Here is an 18,835-nt window from a genome sequence, read left to right as displayed (position 1 = left end):
TTTGCTGACCGCCATGACCAAACCGCGCGAATCCGTCACCGATGCCGACATCTTCGACATGCGCCTTCAGCGCAGCGCCGAGGACCTTTGGCCCATGCTCGACCGGCTTTATGGCCAGCATCCCGCCTATGCGCGTTTCCGCGCGGACCTAGAGGCCGCGATGCGCACCGCATGGGATGCGCGCCCTGCGCCGCTCAAACGGCTCGATCTCGCGCGCGATCTGGAACCCGACTGGTTCCAGCGGCCGGGCATGGTCGGCTATGTTTTCTACATCGACCGCTTCGCCACCGACCTCAAAGGCGTGCGCGACAGGCTGGATTACCTGGCCGATCTGGGCGTCACCTACATGCATCTGATGCCCTGCCTCAAACCCCGCCCCGGCGACAGCGACGGCGGCTATTCGGTGCAGGATTACCGCGCGATCAATCCCGCCTTGGGCAGCATGGCGGATTTCGAGGAAACGCTGGCCGCCGCGCGCGCCCGCGGCATCAGCACCTGCATCGATCTTGTGCTCAACCACACCGCTCGCGAACACGACTGGGCGCAAAGGGCGCGCGCGGGCGATCCCGATTACCTCGACTATTACCTGACCTTTCCCGACGACACCCTGCCGAAGGAATTCGACAAGACCGCGCACGAGGTCTTTCCGGCCCATGCGCCGGGCAATTTCCTCTACCAGCCCGACATGAAACGCTGGGTCTGGACCTCGTTCAACGAACATCAATGGGACCTGAACTGGGCCAACCCCCGCGTCTTCCTCGAGATGGCCGAGATCATGCTGTTTCTCGCCAACCGGGGCGTGGAGGTGCTGCGCCTCGATGCGGTTGCCTTCTTGTGGAAGCGGCTGGGCACGCGCTGCCAATCCGAGCCCGAATGCCACATGATCCTTCAGGCGCTCCGCGCGGTCACCCGCATCGTCTGCCCCGCCGTCATCCATCTGGAGGAGGCCATCGTCGGCCCGGCCGAGATGTTGCCCTACCTTGGCCGGGGCGAACATGACGGCAAGGAGGGCAACCTCGCCTATCACAATTCCCTCATGGTTCAGATCTGGTCGGCCTTGGCCGCCCGCGACACGCGGATGATGAGCCATGTCATGGCCACCCATTTCCCACCCGTCCTGAACAACGCGACCTATGCCAATTACCTGCGCTGCCATGACGATATCGGCTGGGCCGTGACGGATGAGGATGCCGCCGCCGTGGGCCTGTCCGGCCCGCTCCACCGCGCCTTCCTGTCGGATTTCTACGAAGGCGTATTTCCCGGCAGCTTCTCGAAAGGGGAATTGTTTCAGCACGACCCGGAAACCGGCGACAAGCGCATCAGCGGCACCTGCGCCTCGCTGGCGGGGATCGAACGCGCGCTTGCGGCGGGCGATCCCGTGGCGCTCGACCGGGCCATCGACCGCGTCTTGATGGGCCATGCCCTGATCGCGAGCTATGGCGGCATCCCGCTTCTCTATATGGGTGACGAGCTGGGGATGCTGAACGATTACAGCTACACGGACATCCCCGAGCATGCCCACGACAGCCGCTGGCTGCACCGGCCGGTGATGGATTGGGGCCGCGTTGCCGAGGCCCGCGCCGATCCCGGCTCCGTTCCGGGCCGCCTTTTTACCGGTATCGGCCATATCATGGCCCGCCGCGCGGCCACCCCCGAGATCCATGCCCGCAACCCGACCGAGATCCTAGACACCGGGCATCGCAGCCTTTTCGCCTTCGCACGCCGTGCGCCGACGGGGCCGTTGCTCTGCCTCTTCAACTTTTCCGAGGAATGGCGCTTCGTGCCCCGCGACTGGGCGGAACATCATGGCGTGACGGGCTTTTTCGATGTGCTGTCTGGCGCACCTGTGGGCGACGGCAACGGCCGCCTGCCGTTGCCGCCCTACGCGCGGGTCTGGATGCGCTAGGCGCCGCTCAGGACCCGTAAAGCCCCGCGACCCGGGCGCGCAGCGTCACCAGTGCCAGCACCGTGTCGATGGTGGGCGTGGGGGTTTCCGTCACGCGTCCCAATTCCTGAACGGAGCCCAGCAGCGCGTCGATCTCCATCGGACGACCGGCATCGAGATCTTGCAGCATGGAGGTGCGGTGCGCCCCCACGGCCGCGCCGCCATCGATCCGGCGGTCGACGTCGATGGGGAATTTCACGCCCAGCTTTTCCGCGATCTCCTGCGCCTCCAGCATCATGCCGCGCGCCACGCCCCGTGTGCCCGGATCGGTGCACAGCACGTCGAGCGTCGCATGGGTCAGCGCAGAGATCGGGTTGAAGGACAGGTTGCCCCAGAGCTTCACCCAGATCTCGTCGCGCAGGCGCGGGCGCACGGGCGCCTTCAGCCCCGCCTTGCCCAAAGCCTCCGACAGGCGCGTCGCGCGCTCCGATTTCGACCCGTCGGGCTCGCCCAAGCTGAACCGGTTGCCCTCGATATGCTTGACCACGCCGGGCTCAATGACTTCGGCAGCAGGGTAAACCACGCAGCCCAACACCCGGTCGGGCCCGAACCCGTTCCACTGCGCATCGCTGGGATCGACCGTGGCCAGCCGCGTCCCTTCAAGCGGGCCGCCGACCTTGTGGAAATACCACCATGGCACGCCGTTCACGCCCGACACGATCGTCGTCTCCGGCCCGATCAGCGGCGCCATCTTGCCCACCACCGGTGGCACCGAATGCGCCTTGAGCGTGACGATGACGTAATCCTGATGCCCGAGCGCCGCCGGATCGTCCGAGGCGTTGACAGCGAATGTCTTGGTCTCGCCCTCCTCGATCAGGGTCAGACCCTTCTCTTTCATCGCCGCCAGATGGGGCCCGCGCGCGACAAGGCTCACCTCGGCCCCCGCTTCCGCCAGTTTCGCCCCCATGTAGCCGCCGATGGCGCCCGCGCCGAAAATGCAGATCTTCATGCTGTCCCTCACCGGGGCGATGCACCCGGCCCCTTCCTCATCTTGGCAAAAAACTCCGGGGGCTTGGGGGCAGAGCCCCCAAACCTCACCGCCTCACGCCTCGGCGACCAACCCGAGCTTCTCGGCTAGACCGATCCGCTGCAGCTTGCCGGTCGCCCCTTTCGGGATCTCGGACAGGATCACCACCTTGCGCGGCACCTTGAAGCCCGCGAGCCGCTCGCCCGCGAACTCGCGGATCTGCGCCTCGGTCGCCTCGGCCCCTTCCTTCAGGACCACGGCAGCGCCCACTTCCTCGCCGAGCTTGGGGTGCGGGATGGCAAAGGTCACGACCTGCGCCACCGCCGGGTGGGCCGAAAGGACACCATCGACCTCCAGCGGCGAGACCTTTTCGCCGCCCCGGTTGATGATCTCCTTCAGGCGCCCGGTCAGCGACAGGTAGCCCTCGTCGTCGAACTGGCCCTGATCGCCGGTGCGGAACCAGCGGCGACCTTCGGCCTCGAAAAAGCTCTTGGCGTTGGCTTCGGGGTTGCCCTCGTAACCCGGCGTCACGTTCGGCCCCGAGATCACGATCTCGCCCACGCCCTCGACCAGCCGGTTCTCGATCTCATGCGCGATCCGCACCAGCGGCCCGGCCTCGACGCCCACCGATCCGGGTTTTTGCGCGCGCGGCGGCAGGGGGTTCGAGGCCATCTGGTGCGCGGCCTCGGTCATCCCGTAGCCCTCGATCACCGGCGCGTTGAAGGTGGCGGCAAGCTGTTCCATCACCGGCCCCGGCAGCGAGGCCGAGGAGGACCGCAGGAAACGCAAGGGCACGTTCTTGATCGTCTCCGCGTTTCGCGACGCGCGGGCGAGGATCGTCTGGTGCATCGTCGGAACGGCGGTGTACCAGGTGGGTCGCGCCTCCTCCATCCAGCCGAAGAACTTCATCGCGTCGAACCCGGGTGCGCACCAGACCGAAGCGCCTGCGGCAAGGCTCGAGGAGACGGCCGCGATCAGCCCGTGGATGTGGAACAGGGGCATCACGTTCAGGCAGCGGTCGGCAGGCGTCAGTGCCAGCGAGGCCCCGATATGGCGCGCCGAGGCCGCGACATTGGATTGCAGCAGCGGCACGATCTTGGGCCGCGAGGTCGTGCCGGACGTGTGCAGGATGAGCGCAACGTCATCGGCTCCCGGCGCCGCGGTATCCGCGCTGCCCGCGCTGGTTTCGGCGGCAAGACCGAAGGTACCGGCAGGTTCGGACGGATCGAAGGACAGGCGGATGATCGCGAGGCCGAGACCCTTGGCCGCCGCATGGGCCGGGCCGCTTTCCCCCTCGGCCAGGATGATGGCCTTGGCCTTCAGGTCGTCGAGGTAGAAGGCGAATTCGTCTTCCTTGTAGGCGGGGTTCAATGGGCAAGTGGTGGCCACGCCTGCGACGGTGACGAAGGCCACGGCCATTTCCGGCCCGTTCGGCAGCACGATGGCGACCCGGTCGCCGCGCCCCACGCCCGCGGCGTGCAGCTCGCGCGCCACGCGCGCCGCCTGTGCCGTCAGGCCGCCGAAGCTCAACCAGTCGCGCCCCGGTGCGCCGATCGCGGGCGCATCCGCCGCCTGTGCGCCGATCAGCGCGGCCAAAGTATCCGTCATTTTGTCCCCTCCGATGGTGTCCGCGTCTCCTGCGCCGACAGGGCGCATATAGTTCTGCAAGCCGCAAGGGCGAGAGCGGGCGCTTGCGATGGCGCGCGCTGTGCTTTTTCGCGGCCCGATTGTCAATTGCTGACAAAGCATGCATGACTTTGGCGCGAGACGTCCCGACAGGAGCCAGCGCCATGCATCTCGCCCGATTTCCACGTGTCCATCTCGCCCATCTGCCGACGCCGTTGGAGCGGATGGACCGCCTGTCCGAGGCTTTGGGCGGCCCCGAGATCTGGATCAAGCGCGATGATTGCACCGGCATGTCGACGGGCGGGAACAAGACCCGCAAGCTCGAATTCCTGATGGCCGAGGCGATGGCCCAGGGTGCCGACATGGTCATGACCCAAGGTGCCACGCAATCGAACCACGCCCGACAGACGGCCGCTTTCGCCGCGAAACTGGGCATGGGCTGCCACGTTCTTCTGGAAGATCGGACCGGCTATCAGGATCCCGATTATACCCAGAACGGCAATGTGCTGCTCGACCACCTGCACGGCGCCACCACCGAGGTTCATCCCGGCGGCACCGACATGCCGGCCGCGATGGAGCGGGCAGCCGAGGCCGAACGCGCCAAGGGAAAGAAAGTCTATGTGATTCCGGGCGGCGGATCGAACCCCACGGGCGCGCTGGGCTACGTCAATTGCGCGTTCGAGCTTTTGGGTCAGGTCAATGACCGCGGGCTTGTGATCGACCGGCTTGTGACGGCCACCGGGTCATCGGGCACGCAGGCGGGCCTGGTTGCGGGTATGTGCGCGCTCAACGCGGGCATCCCGGTTCTGGGCATCGGCACGCGCGCGCCGCAGGAAAAGCAGGAACAGATGGTCTATGACCTCGCCTGCAAGACCGCTGAGAAACTCGGCTGCCCGGGCGTCGTGAAACGCGACGATGTCGTAGCCGACACCAATTACGTCGGCGCGGGCTACGGCCTGCCGCGCGAAGATACGCTGGAGGCGATCCGCCTTTTCGCGGAGCTTGAGGGGATCTTGCTCGACCCGGTCTATTCCGGAAAGGGCGCGGCGGGGCTGATCGACTGGTGCCGCAAGGGCCGCTTCAAACCGGGCGAAAGGGTCGTCTTCCTGCATACCGGCGGCTCCGTGGGCCTGTTCGCCTACAAGGGCGCACTGGCGCGGGGCTGATCCATGCGGACCATCGGCATTCTTGGCGGCATGGGGCCGGAGGCGACCGTCCTCCTGATGCACAAGGTCATCGCCGCCGTGCCCGCTACGGATGATGCCGACCATGTGCCGCTTCTCGTGGACCAGAACAGCCAAGTTCCCAGCCGCATCGCCCGGCTGATCGAGGGCACGGGTGCGGACCCGGTCCCGGTTCTGGTCGCCATGGCGCGGCGGTTGGAGGCAGCCGGGGCAGGGGCGTTGGCCATGCCTTGCAACACCGCCCATCACTACGCGGACGAGATCCGCGCCGCCGTCACGATCCCCTTTCTCGACATGGTCGCTGCCTCCGCCCGCCGCGCGCGAGGTATCGCGGGGCAGGGGGGGCGCGTTGGCCTTTTGGCGTCGCCCGCCGTTGCCCAGGTGGGACTTTTCGACCGTGTGCTGGCCGACGAAGGCCTGGAGGTTCTCCATCCCCAAGATGGCGCGGCGCTTTTGTCGGCCATCCGCGCGATCAAGGCCCATGGCCCCGATGCCGCCGCGCGCGCCACGCTTCGCCGGGCCTCCGAGGCGCTTTTGGCCCGGGGCGCGTCGGTCCAGCTCATCGCCTGCACCGAATTTTCCCTCATCCCCGACGCCGTCGCGCCGGGCGTCATGGCACTCGATACGTTGGATGTGCTGGTGGAGGAGATCGTGGGCTTCGCCCATGCCTCAGCCTGAGGTTGCGGCCCCCGCATACATCGCCTCGGCCGATTGGCGCACGACCTCTGCCAGTTCGCGCAGGTCACCCGCCAGCGGGCTCGTCCGTCGCCAGATCATCCCGACCGTGCGCGCGGGGCGCGCGCCCTCGAAGCGTTGGATGGCGACCGGCGCGCCACGGGTTTCGACCGCGACCGCCATCTCGGGGATCAGCGTCACGCCGATGCCCGCCCCCACCATCTGCACCAAGGTCGAGAGCGACGAGCCGTCGAAACCCGCCCGCCGCGCGCCGCCGCGCAATCCGCAGACCTCGAGCGCTTGGTCGCGGAAACAATGCCCCTCTTCCAGCAGCAGCAATTGCATGTCCGGAAGCGCCTCGGGCGAGGGCACCGGGCGACCCGCTTCCGTCTCGGGGCGGACCAGCACGAAGCCTTCGGAAAACAGGGCCACCTCGTCGAGCGACGGCTCGGACACCGGCAGCGCCACCACCGCGGTATCAAGCCGCCCCTCGATCAGTTCCGCGATCAGCCGCTCTGTCTGCGTTTCGCGCACCTGCAGGTCGACGCCAGGATAGCGCGCCGCAAGGTCACGGATCAGGCGCGGCAACAGGTAGGGCGCGATGGTCGGGATCACCCCCAACCTGAGCCGTCCACCCGGTCCGTCGCGGCGTGTGCGCGCCACATCGGCCAATTCGTCGACCGCCCGAAGAATATCGCGCGCTCGCGTCACGAATTCCTCGCCCAAGCCGGTCAGCCGCACCTGCCGCGCGCCCCGTTCGAACAGCCGCGCGCCCAACGACGCTTCCAGCTCCTTGATCTGCATCGACAGCGCGGGCTGGGTGACGGCGCACACCTCGGCCGCTTGTCCGAAGTGGCCGTGACGGGCCAATGCCTCGACATAGCGCAGCTGCTTGAGGGTGATGTTCTTCATAAGATGAACTTATCATGACAATCAGGAAATACAACTTATCCTGATGCCATAATCTTGCTAGAACGATTCCAGACAGGCGGGAATCGGCGGCTGCCGGGACCCGTGGACACGCGATCCACCTTACGCAGCTTGCATGGGAGACAGATGATGATGGACGGTGATGACAAGGCCATGGGCAAATGCCCGGTGATGCATGGCTCGATGACGACGCCCGCGGCGGGTGTGACCGATTGGTGGCCCAAGACGCTGAACCTCGACATCCTGCACCAGCATGACACGAAGTCGAACCCGCTGCAGGGCTTCGACTACCGCGAGGCGGTCAAGACGCTCGATTTCGATGCGGTCAAGGCCGATGTCACCGCGCTGATGACCGACAGCCAGGATTGGTGGCCGGCAGATTGGGGCCATTACGGCGGCCTGATGATCCGCCTCGCATGGCATTCCGCCGGTTCCTACCGCCTGATGGACGGGCGTGGCGGCGGCGGCGCGGGCAACATCCGTTTCGCCCCCCTGAACTCCTGGCCGGATAACGGCAACCTCGACAAGGCCCGGCGCCTTTTGTGGCCGGTCAAGAAGAAATACGGCAACAAGCTCAGCTGGGCCGACCTGATCCTGCTCGCGGGCAACGTGGCATATGAATCCATGGGTCTGAAGACCTACGGCTTCTCCTTCGGCCGCGAAGACATCTGGCACCCGGAAAAGGACGTCTACTGGGGTTCCGAACAGGAATTCGTCGGCGATGCCGCGCAGCGCTACGAAGACATCATGAAGCCCGACACGCTGGCCAACCCCTTGGCCGCCGTCCACATGGGCCTGATCTACGTCAACCCCGAGGGCGTGAACGGCCAGCCGAACCCGCTCAACACCGCTGAGCAGGTCCGCGTGACTTTTGCCCGGATGGCGATGAACGACGAGGAAACCGCGGCGCTGACCTGCGGCGGCCACACCGTCGGCAAGGCGCATGGCAATGGCGATGCGGGCGCTTTGGGCGCGGAACCCGAAGCAGCCGGCATCGAGAACCAGGGCTTTGGCTGGATGAACGCCAACCTTGACGGCAAGGCCACCAACGCCATCACTTCCGGCATCGAAGGCGCGTGGACGACCCATCCGACCAAGTGGGACATGGGCTATTTCAAGCTCTTGTTCGGCTACGACTGGGAACTGACCAAATCGCCCGCCGGCGCATGGCAGTATCGCCCGATCAACATCCGCGAAGAGGACATGCCGGTCGATCCCACCGATCCGACCAAGCGCGTCATGCCGATGATGACGGACGCCGACATGGCGATGAAGCTCGACCCGGCCTACAACGCGATCTGCCAGAAATTCATGGCCGATCCGGAGTATTTCGCCGACACCTTCGCTCGCGCATGGTTCAAGCTGACCCACCGCGATCTGGGGCCGCGCGGCCGCTACATCGGGCCCGAATCCCCGCAGGAAGATCTGATCTGGCAAGATCCGGTCCCGGCAGGCTCGACCTCCTACGATGTCGCTGCCGTCAAGGCCAAGATCGCGGCCTCGGGCCTCTCCGCCGCGGACATGGTCGCCACCGCATGGGACAGCGCGCGGACCTTCCGCCAGTCCGACCTGCGTGGTGGGGCCAATGGCGCGCGCATCCGGCTTGCCCCCCAGAAGGATTGGGAAGGCAACGAGCCCGAGCGTCTGGCCCGGGTCCTGTCGGTGCTGGAACCCATCGCGTCCGAGGCCGGCGCCTCGGTCGCCGATGTGATCGTCCTTGCGGGCAATGTCGGTGTCGAACAGGCAGCCAAGGCCGCGGGCTTTGACGTCACCGTGCCCTTCAAGGCCGGCCGGGGCGATGCCACCGACGAGATGACGGATGCCGACAGCTTCGCGTGGCTCGAGCCGCTGGCGGATGGCTACCGCAACTGGATGAAGCGCGATTACGAGGTTGCCGCCGAAGAACTGATGCTGGACCGCACCCAGCTTCTGGGTCTGAGCGGGCCGGAAATGACCGTTCTGATGGGCGGCATGCGGGTCATTGGCGCCAATTACGGCGGTGCCAAGCACGGCGTCTTCACCGACCGCGAAGGTGCGCTGACCACCGACTTCTTCGTCAATCTGACGGACATGTCCTACAAGTGGGTGCCCAAGGCCTCGAACCTCTACGAGATCGTGGACCGCAAGACGGGGGCGACCAAGTGGACGGCGACCCGCGTCGATCTCGTCTTCGGCTCCAATTCGATCCTGCGCGCCTATGCCGAGGTCTATGCACAGGACGATGCGGCCGAGAAGTTCGTGACCGATTTCGTCGCTGCATGGGCCAAGGTCATGCACAACGACATGTTCTGAGCGCAGCCAACAGGAAGCCGGGGCCGCAAGGGCCCGGCATGGAAACGCGAAGGCGAAACGGCCCGGGGAACCTCCGGGCCGTTTTGTTTTGGGTGGTTTGGGTGGGCGGACAGGGCTGCGGCGCGCGATCTCATCCACAATCCCGTCCGCTTGCCGCCCGTTTTTCGGTGCACCATGCTACATGTGTTGTGCATGGCACGGGCGGAGGCATGCTAGTCCAGCACAAGACGAGGCCAAACGCCTCAGCCGGTGGAGAATGCCCCCCTGTGGATCACGCTCGAACAGACCGCTTCAAGACACTGCTTTTGACAATCGGCCTCGTGGGCCTGGTCACCGGCCTTGGTCTGCACGTCAGCGGGCGCGCGGACCTCGCCCAAGCAGTCTGGTTTGCAGGCGTCCTGCCCGTGCTGGCGTCTCTGGTGGTCGAAATCATCCGCAGCCTCGCGCGCGGCGAAGTCGGGCTCGACATCGTTGCCGCCCTCTCGATGTCGGCGGCCCTGACTTTCGGCGAAACGCTGGCCGCGGCGGTCGTCGCCGTCATGTATTCGGGCGGCACCTTTCTGGAAAGCTTTGCCGAAGGCCGCGCGCGTCGCGAGATGCGCGATCTTCTCTCCCGTGTTCCACGCACCGCGACGCGCCACCGCAACGGTGGCTTGGAAGAGGTGCAGCTGGACGACATCGCCACCGGCGACCGGCTTCTGATCCGGCAGGGTGACGTGGTGCCGGTGGACGGACGGATCGCCTCGGCCACAGCCTTTGTGGATACATCGGCGCTCACGGGGGAATCCCTGCCCGTTCGGCTGGAGCGCGGGGCCGAGGCCATGAGCGGGTCGACCAATGCGGGGGACGCCTTCGACCTCGAGGCCCTGCGCGAGGCGCGGGACAGCACCTATGCCGGTATCGTCCGGCTGGTCGAGGCGGCGCAGGCGTCAAAAGCGCCGATGGCCCGGCTTGCCGACCGCTGGTCGCTGGGCTTTTTGGCTGTCACTCTTGCTATCGCCTTTGCCGCATGGGGGCTAACCGGCGATCCGATCCGCGCTGTCGCCGTGCTGGTCGTGGCCACACCTTGCCCCCTCATCCTCGCCGTCCCGGTGGCGCTGGTGGCGGGGCTGTCGCGCGCCGCGCATTTCGGGGTGCTGGTGAAGGGGGCCAAACCGCTGGAGGCCATGGCGCGCATCCGCACCCTGATCCTCGACAAGACCGGCACCTTGACGGACGGGCGACCACGGATCGTGCGCATCGACAGTCACGATTGGATGGACGCCGAAGACCTATTGCGCCACGCCGCAGCGCTGGACCAAGCGTCGAAACACCCCGTGGCACAGGCCATCGTGGCCGCCGCCAAGGCGCGCGGGCTGATCCTGCCGATCCCGGAGGATGTGACCGAAGTCCCCGGCGAGGGGGTTATCGGCGTCATCGATGGGCGTTCGGTGATCGTGGGCGGCGACGGCTTCGTCGCGGCGCGGGTAGGCCGGGTGTCGGGCGGCAATCCCGAATTGGCCGCGGGATCCTTGATGGTCGCGGTCGCCGTCGATGGGCGCTTGGCGGGGCATCTGGTGATGTCCGATCCCCTGCGCGAGGGGGCGCCCGCGATGCTGCAAGCCCTGCGCCGACAGGGCGTCGCGCGCATTCTGCTGGCCACCGGAGACCGGGCCGAGGTGGCGCAACGGGTGACGCAGGGTCTGGGCCTCGACGGCATCCGGGCCGGGCTGACGCCAGAAGAAAAGGTCCAGCTTGTCCTGAGCGAACACAAGAATGGCCCGGTGATGATGGTGGGCGACGGCGTCAATGACGCCCCGGCGCTGGCCGCAGCTGATGTCGGTGTCGCGATGGGCGCACGCGGGGCCGCCGCCAGCGCCGAGGCTGCGGATGTCGTGTTGCTGGTGGATCGCGTGGACCGCATCGCGCCGGGGATCGAGATCGCCCGGCGGTCGCGCAGGATCGCCCTCGAAAGCGTAGCCGCAGGCATCAGCCTGTCGGTTCTGGGTATGATCGCAGCCGCCTTCGGCTATCTGACGCCGGTTCAAGGTGCGCTTTTGCAAGAAGCGATCGATGTGGCCGTCATCCTGAACGCGCTGCGCGCCCTGCGCATTTCGCCCGACGGCCTCGCTGCACCGCATCCCCGCCCCGAAGGAGCCAAAGCATGAGCCGCCTGTCCCATTCCGAAATCCACATGGTCCATCGCATCGGCTGGCTCCGCGCGGCAGTGCTTGGGGCCAATGACGGGATCGTCTCAACCTCGAGCCTTTTGGTCGGTGTGGCGGCGACCGGAGCGGGACGGCCGGAGGTTCTGATCGCGGGCCTTGCCGGGCTGGTGGCCGGGGCGATGTCGATGGCTGCGGGCGAATATGTCTCCGTCAGTTCGCAGACCGATGCAGAACGCGCCGATCTGGCGCGCGAGCGAAAGGAGCTGACAGAGACCCCCGAGGCCGAGGTGGAAGAACTGACCCGGATTTACGAGACCCGCGGGCTCACCCGCGATCTGGCCGAGCAGGTCGCCCTTCAATTGACCGCGCATGACGCGATCGGCAGCCACGCCCGTGATGAGCTGGGCATCTCCGAGACGGTCACCGCCCATCCGATCCAGGCGGCCCTTGTCTCGGCGATGACCTTCGCTTTGGGTGCCGTGATACCGCTTTTGGTCGCCATGCTGGCGCCCCCGTCGCAGATCGTGCCTGTCGTGGCTGGTGCGACCCTGCTGTCTTTGGCCATTCTCGGGGGACTTGGGGCGACGGCGGGCGGCGCGGGTGTGCTGCGTGGCGCCGTCCGCGTTACGTTCTGGGGCGCCCTCGCCATGGCTGCCACCGCGCTGGTCGGATCGCTGTTCGGGGTCACCGTCGGCTAGGTCATTCGGCCCGCGCGCGACGAGACAGCTTTCGCGCATGGGACACCCCGAAAATCTCGCTGATGGCCTTGGCAAGATCCATATCAATCGACGGGAACGTCTGCGACCTTCGCATTGCCGCGCCTGAAGGCGAGGGCAACGGCGCTGGCAAGCAGACCGACGACGGCGGCCTCGGGGAGGACAGCGCGATAGCCGGTCAGGGCATCAGCAACGCGACGTTGTACGCCCAGAAGGTCAAGTTCAGCGGATGCAAGTCTTTGACGCGACGTGGATGAAGGCGCGCGATGATGAGAAAACTCGGTTGACGTAGCTACTGACGGAGCCGCCGCTCAACCAATACTTGTCGAAGAACAACCCGTCCCGTTTTCCCGTCCCCAAGTGCGCGCCTTTTCCCCTATCCCAAGGCCGCGAGCCGGGTTTCCTGCCGGGCGATCAGCGTTTCGATCTCTGCCAGCGTGTCCGCGCTCAGGACCGTGCCGGGCCGCCGCACCGTGGCATGTGCAATGGCGCCCCGCTTGGCCAGAATATGCTTACGGATCGCAAGGCCGAGGCCCGGCTGGCTTTCATAGCGCATCAGCGGCAGGTAGGCGTCGAAGATATCGCGTGCGCGGCCTTCGTCCTCGGCCTTGGTCAGGCGCACGACCTCGGCCATCATCTCGGGGTAGGCAAATCCCGTCATCGCGCCATCTGCGCCGCGCAGCACCTCCTCCAGCAGGAACATGCCGCCATTCCCGCACAAGATCGACACCCGCCGCGCGCCCTCGGCCTCCTGACGGCGCAGCGTCGAGATCTTTTCGAGCCCCGGCCAATCCTCGTGCTTGAGCATCACGCAATTGCGGCAACTGTCGAAAATGGTCCGGATCGCGCGGGTCGACATCTGCACCTCGGTCACCAGCGGGAAATCCTGCAAGACCCATGGGCTTTTGCCGAGGATCTCGGAAACCATCTGGAAATACCCGATGATCTGGTCGTCCGTCCGAAGTGTGGCGGGCGGGGCCACCATGACGCCAGCCGCCCCCTTGTCCATCGCCGTGTCGGCCATCGCCTTGATCGCCGCCAGCCCTGGGGCCGAGACGCCGACCACCACGGGGACGCTTGCCCGCTTGGTGACGCGTTCGATCACGACGCTGCTTTCCTTGGCTGAAAGCTTGCCCGCTTCGCCCATGATCCCAAGGATCGTCAGGCCCGTCGCGCCACGCGCCTCGTAGAAATCGACCATGCTGTCGATACTGTCGAGATCGAGCGCGCCATCGGGCAGGAAGGGTGTCGCCGCGATGGTGAAGACGCCCGAGGCGGTTTCATCCAGCAATTTTCTATCGGGCATCGGTCTCTCCGGGGTGGTGTGTCGGTCGTCGGGCGGTGTCGCGGATCAAGGCTTAGCGCGCCGGTGCGATGGTGCCAAGGCAGGGGGCAGACGACTCAACGGGTCGCCTGCTGGATCTCGATCTGGTAGCCCTCGGGGTCCCGAAAAACGAAGGCGCGGATTCCGATGGTGTCGTTGACGAAGATCTTCGACAAGGCCGCGACGCCCTGCGCCGCCAGATAGGCGTGCCAGCCGTCGACATCTGCGACCCGGATGCACAGCTGGACGCACTTTTCCGCCTGCCAGTTGTTCATGCCGCGCGCCTCGTCGACAAGGCCGACATGGGCGTTGGGGGCAATCTCCATGATCTTGGCCAGATCGCCTTGATCGATGGCAAGCTTCAGGCCCAGCACGTCCCGGTAAAAGGCAAAGGCGCGCGGCAAGTCCTTGTAATACAGGAACGTGATCGCCAGAACATGGGCCGCCTCGGGGCGCTTGGCCATCGCTCAGCCCCCGATCAACGCGGTCAATTCCGCCAGTTTCGCAGCCACCAGATCGGGCTTGCCGCGTGCCTCGATGTTGAGCCGCAACAAGGGCTCGGTGTTCGACGCCCGCAAGTTGAACCGCCAATCCCCGAAGGACAGCGACAACCCATCGGTCTCGTCCCGCGCCTCCGCCTTGGGGGCATATTCCGCCTCGATCGCCGCGATCACCGCCTTCTGATCGGCGACGCGGAAATTCACCTCGCCCGAGGAGGGATAGGCCGCGCGCCGTTCGCTCAGCAATTCCTTGAGGCTCTGCCCCTTGCGGCAAACCAGTTCGATCATCAACAGCATCGGGATCATGCCGCTGTCGCAGGCCATGAAATCGCGGAAATAGTGATGCGCCGACATCTCTCCGCCATAGACGGCGCCCGTGTCGCGCATCACCTGCTTGATGAAGGAATGGCCGCATTTCGACTGGATCGCCTGGCCCCCCAGATCCGCCACGATCTCCTGCGTGGCCCAGATCACGCGAGGGTCATGGACGATCTTTTGCCCCGGCTCCTTGACCAAGAACGCCTCGGCCAGCAGGCTCACGACATATTCGCCGGGGACGAACCCGCCCTCGTTGTCGAAAAAGAAACAGCGGTCGAAATCGCCGTCCCAAGCCACGCCCATATCCGCGCCATGGTCCACCACCGGTCCCGCGGTCAGGGGCTGGTTCTCGTCCAGAAGCGGGTTCGGGATGCCCGCCGGAAAGCTGCCGTCGGGATCGTGATAGACCCGCACGAACTCGATCGGCGCGCCCGCCTCGGCCATGGCATCCGCCAGCGCGTCGAAACTCGGGCCGGCCGCTCCATGGCCGGCATTGACCAGCACTTTCAGCGGCGTCAGCGCCGCGACATCGACGAATTCCATCAGCCGCGCGACATAGGCCGCCCGGGTGCCGCTCGCGTAGGTCACCCGCCCGCCCGCCATGGGGGCCGCGAATTCCCCGCTTTCGGCCAAGGCCTTGATCGCGGCCATCCCCTCGGCATTGCCGATCGGGGCCGATCCGCGCTGCACCATCTTCATCCCGTTGTAATCCATCGGGTTATGGCTCGCCGTGACGCAGATGCCGCCATCCGCCTCCAGATGGGTGGTGGCGAAATAGGTCTCTTCCGTCCCCGACAGGCCAAGGTCCAGCACCTCCACCCCTGCTTCGACCAGCCCGCGCGCCACGGCGGCTGCCAAGGCCTCGGACGTCGGGCGCACGTCGCGCCCCAGAACCACGCGCCGCGCCGTCATCACCTCTGCAAAGGCCCGCCCGATCCGATAGGCGATCTCCTCGTTCAGCTCGTCGCCCAGACGTCCACGGATGTCATAGGCCTTGAAACAGCTCAGCGGCGGGATGCGGGTCATGCGAAAAACACTCCTCTTCGGACACGGCGACCCCAGACCTAGCGCATCGGACCCAAAGACGAAAGCAGGGCCATTGGCGGCCTCTCCAAATGCGCTAGGCTAGGACCCATGTTGATCGCCAGCGACACGACCATTTCCAACCGCGGCGTCTTGGAAACCCGCAGCCTGCCCAAGAAGTTCCTGGGCCGGGTGCAGCTCGTGCCGCGCCGCGGGGGCTTTCGGCTCTGGCTCCGGATGATCGTGGAAATCCAGATCCTCCGCTATCTCTCGGCGCTTTTGCCTTTTGTCGCCATCCCGCTCCTGTCGCGCGATCTGGCGCTGCCCGTCACGCAGGCCCCGCTTGCCATGCTCATCGTCATCGCCTTCGTCGAGATGAAGGTGCTGCGCCTGTCCAAGGCGGGCCGCGCCCGCGCCGTCGATGCGGATACGGCCGCGCGCCGCCTCGACACGCTCGCCTTCCGCGCCCGCGCCGCCCTGCGCAAGATCGCCGCCCGCCATGCCCTGACCGATGGCGACTTGCGCCTTGTCATCGAACAATCCGAACTGGCACGCATCGCCCCCCTGACGCTCGTCTCGGTCCAGACCGACCGGCCCGCCCCCCGGCTCCTGTCGCTCGATGAGGGCGACCGCGCCGCACTCGCGGATCTTTTCGATGCCGATCTGACCGAGCGTGACCTCTTGGCCGTCAATCACCGCGATGACCTCTACATCCGCGACATCGCGCAAGAGGCCCGCGCCGTCTCCGCCCATGCGCGGCTGGCGGCAGCGCTTGAAAAACGGGCGGCCACCGCATGAGCGTGAATGCGACGACGGTTGCGGCGGGCGAGGCGCTGAAGGTGCTGGAGGCCGGGTGGGAGGCGCAGAAAGCCGGGGGCCTGATGGCCAGCTGGATGCTGCATGGCCGGCCCGGTGTCGGCAAGACCGAAGTGGTCCAGACCCTTGCCCATCGCATCGGCGCGGAACTTTTCGACCTGCGCCTGACGACCATCGAACCGCAGGATCTGCGCGGCCTCCCCTATTTCGACCACGAGGCGGCGAAAACCATCTGGTACCGCCCCGAAGATCTGCCCGACACCGACGCCCCCGCGATCCTGTTCCTCGACGAACTGACCGCCGCAGCCCCCGCCCTGCAACCCACCGTCTACGGCCTCTTGCAGGAACGCCGCGTGGGTCGCCACCGCCTGCCCGACAGCGTCATGATCATCGCCGCAGGCAACCGGATCGAAGATGGCGCCATCGCCTATGACATGGGCACGGCGCTATCGGACCGGCTCATCCACATGATCGTGCAGGCAAATCCCGAGGATTGGCTGAAACACTATGCCATCCCCGCAGGCATCCATCCCGCCGTCGCGGCCTTCATCCGCACACGGCCCGACCTGCTCGAGACGACCGAGGACAGCTTGCGCCGGGGCCAGATGATCGCCTGCACCCCGCGCAGCTGGACACGGGTCAGCCAGATCATGCACGCCATTCCCGACCGCGCCACGCGCTCCGTGATGATCGCGGGCACGGTGGGGGCGGCGCCTGCCGCCGAATTCGCGCTGCTGGCCGATGAAATCGCGGCCACGGTCCAGATTGACGCAATGATGGAAACTCCGCGCAAGGATCGTGTGGTGATGTATCCCCGAACCCTCCATGGCCTGACGGCGCTGGTCTATGGGATGGTCGGCGCGACCACCCGCGCAAACTTATCCACAGGCATCGAGATTCTGTCCGATTTGCGTGGGCTTGGCGGGCAAGGCTACGGTGGATTACCTGTGAGTGAATTGGCTGCCTTCGGCTTCGAGATGCTGATCGGCCGCGCGCTCGAACAGGGCTGGGAAGATGTCTTTGCCGACAGCCCCGATTACGCCGCCTATGCCGCCGAACGGCAGGCGGCAGGGTTGCCGTGACGACCCATTCCAACCGCGCCGCCCGCGCGCTCGCCCATCTGGGCGAGGTCGATCCGGCCCTTGCCGTCCTGGCGCTCTGGTGCCGCCACCGCGACGGCGATGGCGCGACCCGAACGGATGGCGACACGATCAGCTACGGCCCCGGTTTCGACACGCTGGGCCTGCCGGAACAAGTGGGGCTTGTAGCTCATCACGTCCTCCATGTCGCGCTGCGCCATTCCGACCGGCAGGCAGGCTTGGCCGAACGCTTGGGCGACGGCTTCGACGCCTCGCTCTTCGGTCTCGCCGCTGACGGGATCATCAATGAGACGCTTATCCTTGCCGGCCATGCCGTCCCGCGCCCCGCCGTTCTTCTGACCGAGCTTCTGGCCGAGGCGGGATTGCCCGCGCAATCCCCCGTCGCGGCTCTGGAACGCTGGGATGCCGACAGGCTCGCCATGGCGCTCCACGCCGATCCCAAACGCGCCGAGAAACTCCGCGACTGGGGCGCAACGCGAGGGTTCGCCGTCGATCTGGGTCTTGGCGAACCCGACGACAGCGGCGAGACCCAGAAAACCGCCGATTGGCGCAACCAGATCCTCCGCGCGCTCGAGGCCGGGCGCAAGGCGGGCACGGGCATTGGGAAGCTGGGTGCGATCCTCGCCGATCTCGCCCCCGCCGCCGTCCCGTGGGAGGTGGCTTTGCGCGGCGTTCTCGCCCGTGCGCTCACCGAACGGCCCCATGCCAGTTGGCGGCGGCCCGCCGGGCGATGGGTCGCCCGCATGGCCGAGGCCGAGCGCCGGGGCGGTCCCGTGCCGGTCTATGAACCGGGTCGCCAACGGATGGATGCGCGCCCCCGGCTGGTCGTGGGCCTCGATACCTCCTCTTCCGTAGATGCGCAGATGCTGCGGCTCTTCACCGCCGAGGCGCGGGGCATCGCGCGCCGCACCGGGGCCGAGGTGCATCTGATGGCCTTCGACGAGGCGGTCTTTCTCGAAACGCGCCTCGATCCATCGGGATGGCAGGCGCTGGGCGATCTGCCGCTGCGAACGGGCGGCGGCACGGATTACGCCGATCTTTTCGACCGGGCAGGGGCCGCTGCCCCCTCCATGCTCGTGGTGCTCACCGACCTCGACGCGGTCGTCCCGCCCGCGCCGGGCTACCCCGTGCTCTGGGCGGTCCCCGCGCCCGTCGATCCGCCGCCCCATGGCCGGGTTCTGGTCATCGGCGAGGGGCGCTGATGCGCATGACAGATGCACTACGGATGCACTACGGGTTCACTACGGAAAAACGACGAGATCCCTACCGCCC

Annotated in this window: 15 protein-coding genes; 9 read left to right on the top strand and 6 right to left on the bottom strand. The window is 66.6% G+C overall.

Annotation, left to right across the window (positions count from 1 at the left end; all coding sequences use genetic code 11):
* Positions 1 to 13 precede the first annotated feature (13 nt).
* Positions 14 to 1,906 (top strand): amylosucrase, encoded by a 1,893-nt coding sequence (locus tag QQK63_RS04395; RefSeq protein ID WP_277827163.1) that lies wholly within the window; start codon positions 14 to 16, stop codon positions 1,904 to 1,906.
* 7 nt (positions 1,907 to 1,913) lie between these two features.
* Here the strand turns inward: QQK63_RS04395 and QQK63_RS04390 are convergent, their stop codons facing one another.
* On the bottom strand, positions 1,914 to 2,894 hold the full coding sequence (locus QQK63_RS04390) for a 2-dehydropantoate 2-reductase (protein ID WP_277827165.1): 981 nt from the start codon (positions 2,892 to 2,894) through the stop codon (positions 1,914 to 1,916).
* A gap of 93 nt (positions 2,895 to 2,987) precedes the next feature.
* Complete coding sequence (locus QQK63_RS04385) at positions 2,988 to 4,520, bottom strand: acyl--CoA ligase (protein WP_277827167.1); 1,533 nt, start codon at positions 4,518 to 4,520, stop codon at positions 2,988 to 2,990.
* A 182-nt stretch (positions 4,521 to 4,702) separates the two neighbouring features.
* Here QQK63_RS04385 and cuyA point away from each other — a divergent pair, with 182 nt between their 5' ends.
* Positions 4,703 to 5,704 (top strand): D-cysteate sulfo-lyase, encoded by a 1,002-nt coding sequence (gene cuyA / locus QQK63_RS04380; RefSeq protein ID WP_277827169.1) that lies wholly within the window; start codon positions 4,703 to 4,705, stop codon positions 5,702 to 5,704.
* 3 nt (positions 5,705 to 5,707) lie between these two features.
* Positions 5,708 to 6,400, top strand: a complete 693-nt coding sequence (gene cuyB, locus QQK63_RS04375; protein WP_277827171.1) for a cysteate racemase — start codon at positions 5,708 to 5,710, stop codon at positions 6,398 to 6,400.
* Here the strand turns inward: cuyB and QQK63_RS04370 are convergent.
* Positions 6,392 to 7,309 carry a hydrogen peroxide-inducible genes activator gene (locus tag QQK63_RS04370; protein WP_277827173.1) on the bottom strand — a complete coding sequence of 306 codons (918 nt, stop codon included), beginning with the start codon at positions 7,307 to 7,309 and terminating at the stop codon, positions 6,392 to 6,394. The two genes, cuyB and QQK63_RS04370, sit on opposite strands and share 9 nt — an antisense overlap.
* A gap of 150 nt (positions 7,310 to 7,459) precedes the next feature.
* On the opposite strand from QQK63_RS04370, the gene katG reads away from it, so the two are divergent.
* From katG to QQK63_RS04355, 3 genes are all read left to right on the top strand, one after another.
* Complete coding sequence (katG, locus tag QQK63_RS04365; protein WP_277827814.1) at positions 7,460 to 9,619, top strand: catalase/peroxidase HPI; 2,160 nt, start codon at positions 7,460 to 7,462, stop codon at positions 9,617 to 9,619.
* A 209-nt stretch (positions 9,620 to 9,828) separates the two neighbouring features.
* Entirely contained in the window at positions 9,829 to 11,766 is a 1,938-nt protein-coding gene (locus tag QQK63_RS04360; RefSeq protein WP_377134355.1) for a heavy metal translocating P-type ATPase, read from the top strand.
* On the top strand, positions 11,763 to 12,464 hold the full coding sequence (locus tag QQK63_RS04355) for a VIT1/CCC1 transporter family protein (protein ID WP_277827177.1): 702 nt from the start codon (positions 11,763 to 11,765) through the stop codon (positions 12,462 to 12,464). Before QQK63_RS04360 ends, QQK63_RS04355 begins: the two co-directional genes overlap by 4 nt.
* A gap of 394 nt (positions 12,465 to 12,858) precedes the next feature.
* Here QQK63_RS04355 and QQK63_RS04350 read toward each other — a convergent pair whose 3' ends face one another.
* From QQK63_RS04350 to QQK63_RS04340, 3 genes are all read right to left on the bottom strand, one after another.
* Positions 12,859 to 13,788 (bottom strand): dihydrodipicolinate synthase family protein, encoded by a 930-nt coding sequence (locus QQK63_RS04350; protein WP_277827179.1) that lies wholly within the window; start codon positions 13,786 to 13,788, stop codon positions 12,859 to 12,861.
* Between the two features lie 95 nt (positions 13,789 to 13,883).
* Positions 13,884 to 14,270 carry a VOC family protein gene (locus QQK63_RS04345; RefSeq protein ID WP_277827181.1) on the bottom strand — a complete coding sequence of 129 codons (387 nt, stop codon included), beginning with the start codon at positions 14,268 to 14,270 and terminating at the stop codon, positions 13,884 to 13,886.
* Positions 14,271 to 14,273: 3 nt separating this feature from the next.
* Complete coding sequence (locus QQK63_RS04340) at positions 14,274 to 15,641, bottom strand: phosphohexomutase domain-containing protein (RefSeq protein WP_277827817.1); 1,368 nt, start codon at positions 15,639 to 15,641, stop codon at positions 14,274 to 14,276.
* Positions 15,642 to 15,758: 117 nt separating this feature from the next.
* Here QQK63_RS04340 and QQK63_RS04335 point away from each other — a divergent pair, with 117 nt between their 5' ends.
* From QQK63_RS04335 to QQK63_RS04325, 3 genes are read left to right on the top strand one after another with little or no spacing between them, the layout of a single operon-like run.
* On the top strand, positions 15,759 to 16,445 hold the full coding sequence (locus QQK63_RS04335; RefSeq protein WP_277827183.1) for a hypothetical protein: 687 nt from the start codon (positions 15,759 to 15,761) through the stop codon (positions 16,443 to 16,445).
* Positions 16,442 to 17,545, top strand: coding sequence for an AAA family ATPase (locus QQK63_RS04330; RefSeq protein WP_277827185.1), 1,104 nt, complete (start codon positions 16,442 to 16,444; stop codon positions 17,543 to 17,545). The genes QQK63_RS04335 and QQK63_RS04330 overlap by 4 nt, the downstream gene beginning before the upstream one ends.
* Entirely contained in the window at positions 17,542 to 18,765 is a 1,224-nt protein-coding gene (locus tag QQK63_RS04325; protein ID WP_277827187.1) for a vWA domain-containing protein, read from the top strand. Before QQK63_RS04330 ends, QQK63_RS04325 begins: the two co-directional genes overlap by 4 nt.
* Positions 18,766 to 18,835: the final 70 nt, after the last annotated feature.

Source organism: Roseicyclus marinus (assembly GCF_030163795.1).
GTDB lineage: Bacteria > Pseudomonadota > Alphaproteobacteria > Rhodobacterales > Rhodobacteraceae > Roseicyclus > Roseicyclus marinus.
This window is presented reverse-complemented; position numbering and strand designations above follow the sequence as displayed.

Bases quoted from the DNA above. Each gene is read 5' to 3' on its own strand.
- QQK63_RS04385 (WP_277827167.1), bottom strand. From the start codon at position 4,520: ATGACGGATACTTTGGCCGCGCTGATCGGCGCACAGGCGGCGGATGCG.
- QQK63_RS04360 (WP_377134355.1), top strand. From the start codon at position 9,829: ATGCTAGTCCAGCACAAGACGAGGCCAAACGCCTCAGCCGGTGGAGAA.
- cuyB (WP_277827171.1), top strand. From the start codon at position 5,708: ATGCGGACCATCGGCATTCTTGGCGGCATGGGGCCGGAGGCGACCGTC.
- QQK63_RS04345 (WP_277827181.1), bottom strand. From the start codon at position 14,270: ATGGCCAAGCGCCCCGAGGCGGCCCATGTTCTGGCGATCACGTTCCTG.
- QQK63_RS04370 (WP_277827173.1), bottom strand. From the start codon at position 7,309: ATGAAGAACATCACCCTCAAGCAGCTGCGCTATGTCGAGGCATTGGCC.
- QQK63_RS04355 (WP_277827177.1), top strand. From the start codon at position 11,763: ATGAGCCGCCTGTCCCATTCCGAAATCCACATGGTCCATCGCATCGGC.
- cuyA (WP_277827169.1), top strand. From the start codon at position 4,703: ATGCATCTCGCCCGATTTCCACGTGTCCATCTCGCCCATCTGCCGACG.
- QQK63_RS04335 (WP_277827183.1), top strand. From the start codon at position 15,759: ATGTTGATCGCCAGCGACACGACCATTTCCAACCGCGGCGTCTTGGAA.
- QQK63_RS04390 (WP_277827165.1), bottom strand. From the start codon at position 2,894: ATGAAGATCTGCATTTTCGGCGCGGGCGCCATCGGCGGCTACATGGGG.
- QQK63_RS04330 (WP_277827185.1), top strand. From the start codon at position 16,442: ATGAGCGTGAATGCGACGACGGTTGCGGCGGGCGAGGCGCTGAAGGTG.
- QQK63_RS04350 (WP_277827179.1), bottom strand. From the start codon at position 13,788: ATGCCCGATAGAAAATTGCTGGATGAAACCGCCTCGGGCGTCTTCACC.
- katG (WP_277827814.1), top strand. From the start codon at position 7,460: ATGGACGGTGATGACAAGGCCATGGGCAAATGCCCGGTGATGCATGGC.
- QQK63_RS04395 (WP_277827163.1), top strand. From the start codon at position 14: ATGACCAAACCGCGCGAATCCGTCACCGATGCCGACATCTTCGACATG.